This window comes from Streptomyces sp. A01, assembly GCF_059026195.1.
Genome location: NZ_JBWLKN010000074.1, coordinates 1 through 3,440 on the forward strand (window position 1 = coordinate 1; position 3,440 = coordinate 3,440).

Genomic DNA, 3,440 nt, shown 5'->3' on the forward strand with positions numbered 1-3,440 from the left:
AACATGACGGCACATCAGCCGAGTACACTCAGAAACCCGGCCCTGACCAGCGGTGATACCGAACTGCGACTGGAGTATTAAGAAGGCCGCGCACCAACTCCACCGATAGCACCGTCTTTCCCGCGCCGGCGGCTCCCGTGACGACGAGGCGAGGCTTCGAACAGGCCCGGTAGTACTCAGCGATGCCGGGGACGTTTACGTTTGTCGAGGGACTGCTGCCCGCGGCCTGCCCGCGTGGCGGGCCTGTGCCGGGGATCGCGTCAGGATCACGTTGAGTGAAGGTAAGAGTGAGTTGTTCTTCGTCCCTGCCAATCAGAGCGCGGCACTGCTTCTCCTCGGCGGCCAAGACTCTCTTCGCCAGTGTCCCCGCAGCGTTCTGTGCGTGCGTCAGCCCGTCATCTCGCTGTGGAAGGGCCTTGCGGGCCGCCTCCCAACCGCCCAGCGCAAGGGCGAGACTCATGGCCGTGAGCACCACGGACACGATGGAGGGGGTGCTGCTCGCGTCCTGGTGTCCTCTCAACAGCTGCACGAGCGCCCAGACAGCCGCGCCCGCGATAACCAGGACGGTGATCAGCCACCTCATGGCCTTCGCCATGCGCTTCCCCCGCCCCTGGGTACGCCTATCTCCTGCTAGAGCAACGGTAGTTGATGAATAGATACCCTCGCCACATTCCCCGAAAGAAGCGCGACTCCCTCAGTGCGACATCGGCGGCACCATGATCCGGCGTCGACCGTGTCGCCGACCTTCAGATCATTGGTGCCGATCATGACGGTTCTCTTCCTCGTGGTTGGTGGTGGTTCTGGGCTACTCAGCTTGAATCCGCGATGTTCGGGCTGGGGTGACGGGTCGTGATCCCTGCGGTACGACCGGAGCATGCGGTATGCGCAGGGTGGCGGGCTGACGCCCGCTGAGCAGGGGAAGCGGGAGGCCGTGCGGCTGGAGGCCGCTGAGTGGTTCGAGGCTGACGCGGGCACCGCGCAGATCGCGGTGGTGCTACGGGTGACGGACCGGTCGGTGCGCCGGTGGCGGGCGGCCTGGCAGCGCGGAGGTACGGCGGCGCTGGCGTCGGCGGGGCCGATGTCAACCGAAGGGCTTGCGCTGGCGCAGTGGCAGCGGCTGGAGGCGGAGCTCAAGCGGGGGCCGCTGGTGCACGGCTTCGATGACGAGCACCAGGGCTGGACGCTGGCCAGGGTCAAGCTGCTGATCGGCCGGATGTTCCACGTCGGCTACACCGTCCAAGGGGTGTGGCGGCTGCTCAAGCGGCACGGTTGGAGCTGCCAGGTGCCCGTCCGCCGGGCGCTGGAGCGGGACGAGGCGGCCATCGAGATATGGAAGGCCGAGGTGTCGCCGCGGGTAAAAGTACCGCGCACGACCTGGGCGCCCACATCTGCTTCGCGGACGAGAGCGGCCAGTCGCTGATCCCGACGCGGGGGCGGATGAGCCTGGAAACCTTCACGCTGGCGGCTGCCACCGGACTGATGGCGGCTCTCGGCACCTCATCCGGAATGGCAGTCGCTGGAGCCGTGTGCCTCATCGCCGCCCTCGTCGTCCGGCAAGCTGTCCCCTCCAGCGACACCCGGTCACAGCCCGAGAGTCTGGGCGCGGACATCAGCGGACAGGCAACCCAGCGGTAGCTTCAGAGCTTCGCCTCGGCTTCCAGTTGGCGGGGTACGCCCGCCCGCAGTTCCTTCAGGAGGCCGCTTGGGCCCGGGCCCGACGCTCGACCTTGGGCAGCAGTGGCTCGATCACCGCCCACAGCTCGTCGTCGACCCATCCCCCTGTCGTTGCTGGCTCAACGATTCTGGAACCGAGTGCTGATGCTCGTGACGTTCGAGGTCGTTTCCAGAGGCAGGTTTCCAGGACCTCTTGGAGGTGCAGCCGCTGCTGTCTGGCCACGTTGCTTACGACGCGTCGGTGATCTGGTGGCGGAGATGGTCGTAGGCCCAGGCGGCGAGGGTGGTCGGGGTGGTGGTCTGGAGGGTGCGGCGCTGTTCGGGTACGAAGTCTTCGCGCAGGCCGGTCGACATCCCCAGCACGGCCTCGACCAGCGCGTCGGACATCCCGACCTGGTGCAGCTGTGCACGCATGGCCTCGTCGGTGATCCGTTCCACGCCGATCCGCCGACCGGTGGCGGCGGCGAGGATCTCGCCGACCTGCCGCCAGGTGAGATCGGCCGGCCCGTGAACCGCCTGCACGCAGCGTCCGGACCAGGCGGGAGAGAGCAGGCGGGTGGCGGCGACCTCGGCGATATCGCGCGGCGCCACCCAGGCCATGGGCTGGTCGAGCGGAAGGATCACCTGGAGGGTGCCGGCCCGCAGGGCCTGGAGTTGGAGTTCGAGGTTGGTGAAGAAATAGCCGCAGCGCAGGTGGGTGACGTCGACGCCCGTGCCGTCCAGGGCGGTCTCGGTGTGCGCCAGGCCGTCGATCTCGCCGGCACCGTGACGTTTCTCGGCGCCGACGCTGCTTTGGAAGACGACACGGCCGATCCGGTTCTCGGTGACAGCGCGGACCACGCTGCGGGTGGCGCGGGCGCAGTCGGCGAGGGGGTCTTGGCTGTCGGTGGTCGGGTCCACCCAGAACAGCGCGTCGACATCACCTGTGGCGGCGACCACCGCCTCGGCATCGTATTGGTCGACCGTTACGGCATCCACCTCGTCTCGGACCTCGGGCGCCAGTCGGCCGGGGTCGCGCAGCAAGACGCGCGGCCGGACCCCGGCGCGGACCAGTGTGGCCACCAGGTGGCGGCCGACGTTTCCCGTCGGGGTGGTGACAGCGATCTGCACGGTTTCTTCCTCTCATCGGTGGCTCACTCGCAGGGTAGGAGCCACTGGGTGACCCGTGACGCCTTCGGCGCCCGCCGGAGGTCGAGAGTTTCACGGTCATCCCGAGACGCTTCACCATCGGGCGTAGGATCGACCGACCTTCGCGCCACCCATGACCAGCGAAACCGACCCACACCGTCCGACCGCACAGCCGAACTCACCACGATCGCCCTGATCGCATGGCCTTCACTGGGAAAGCAAGCCATCCAGCGCGAAGAATGAGCTATTTAACCAACACCTACCAAATCGGCCGAGCAATTGATATCTAGAGCATCGCGAAAATTCTCGCGAATAAACTACAGGTCTGTATTCGCCGCATGGCGACAACCACGGGTAATTCTGTGGGCCACGGTGGGCGTGGTGGCCCTCGGATTCCTTATCGTGCTGGAGATCGCCGCGCGCCGGTACGGTCTGCCGGGGCCGATCACCAACCAGGCGCGAGAGGTGGTATTCGCCCCCAAATCGGGTCCGCTGTTGTACGCCGCTATGGCATTGATGATGGTGGTGCTCACCTGGCGGCAACGGTTCATCGCCCTTGGTGCCGCGGTCGGCATCGACGTCGTCTTCTTGCTGGTGCGGTGGGCGGTCGACGCCAGGTTGACCTTCGGCAACGGCGC

At 66.9% G+C, this 3,440-nt stretch carries 5 protein-coding genes; 3 read left to right on the forward strand and 2 right to left on the reverse strand.

Annotated features, from left to right (window positions below):
* Nucleotides 1-28: 28 nt before the first annotated feature.
* Entirely contained in the window at nt 29-595 is a 567-nt protein-coding gene (locus tag AC5P1B_RS35515; RefSeq protein ID WP_493892162.1) for a hypothetical protein, read from the reverse strand.
* Between the two features lie 279 nt (nt 596-874).
* Here AC5P1B_RS35515 and AC5P1B_RS35520 point away from each other — a divergent pair, with 279 nt between their 5' ends.
* Both AC5P1B_RS35520 and AC5P1B_RS35525 read left to right on the forward strand, forming a co-directional pair.
* On the forward strand, nt 875-1,420 hold the full coding sequence (locus tag AC5P1B_RS35520; protein ID WP_493892163.1) for a winged helix-turn-helix domain-containing protein: 546 nt from the start codon (nt 875-877) through the stop codon (nt 1,418-1,420).
* Between the two features lie 17 nt (nt 1,421-1,437).
* Complete coding sequence (locus tag AC5P1B_RS35525) at nt 1,438-1,635, forward strand: hypothetical protein (protein ID WP_493892164.1); 198 nt, start codon at nt 1,438-1,440, stop codon at nt 1,633-1,635.
* Between the two features lie 267 nt (nt 1,636-1,902).
* Here the strand turns inward: AC5P1B_RS35525 and AC5P1B_RS35530 are convergent, their stop codons facing one another.
* The gene (locus AC5P1B_RS35530) at nt 1,903-2,784 is read right to left on the reverse strand and encodes an NAD(P)H-binding protein (RefSeq protein ID WP_493892165.1); all 882 of its coding nucleotides are present in this window, start codon (nt 2,782-2,784) and stop codon (nt 1,903-1,905) included.
* A 330-nt stretch (nt 2,785-3,114) separates the two neighbouring features.
* Here AC5P1B_RS35530 and AC5P1B_RS35535 point away from each other — a divergent pair.
* Nucleotides 3,115-3,440: DUF5933 domain-containing protein (locus AC5P1B_RS35535; RefSeq protein ID WP_493892166.1), on the forward strand; the 326-nt coding region annotated here is incomplete at its 3' end.

Excerpts from the sequence above, each read along its gene's own strand:
- AC5P1B_RS35515 (WP_493892162.1), bottom strand. The coding sequence starts at position 595 with ATGGCGAAGGCCATGAGGTGGCTGATCACCGTCCTGGTTATCGCGGGC.
- AC5P1B_RS35525 (WP_493892164.1), top strand. The coding sequence starts at position 1,438 with ATGAGCCTGGAAACCTTCACGCTGGCGGCTGCCACCGGACTGATGGCG.
- AC5P1B_RS35520 (WP_493892163.1), top strand. The coding sequence starts at position 875 with ATGCGGTATGCGCAGGGTGGCGGGCTGACGCCCGCTGAGCAGGGGAAG.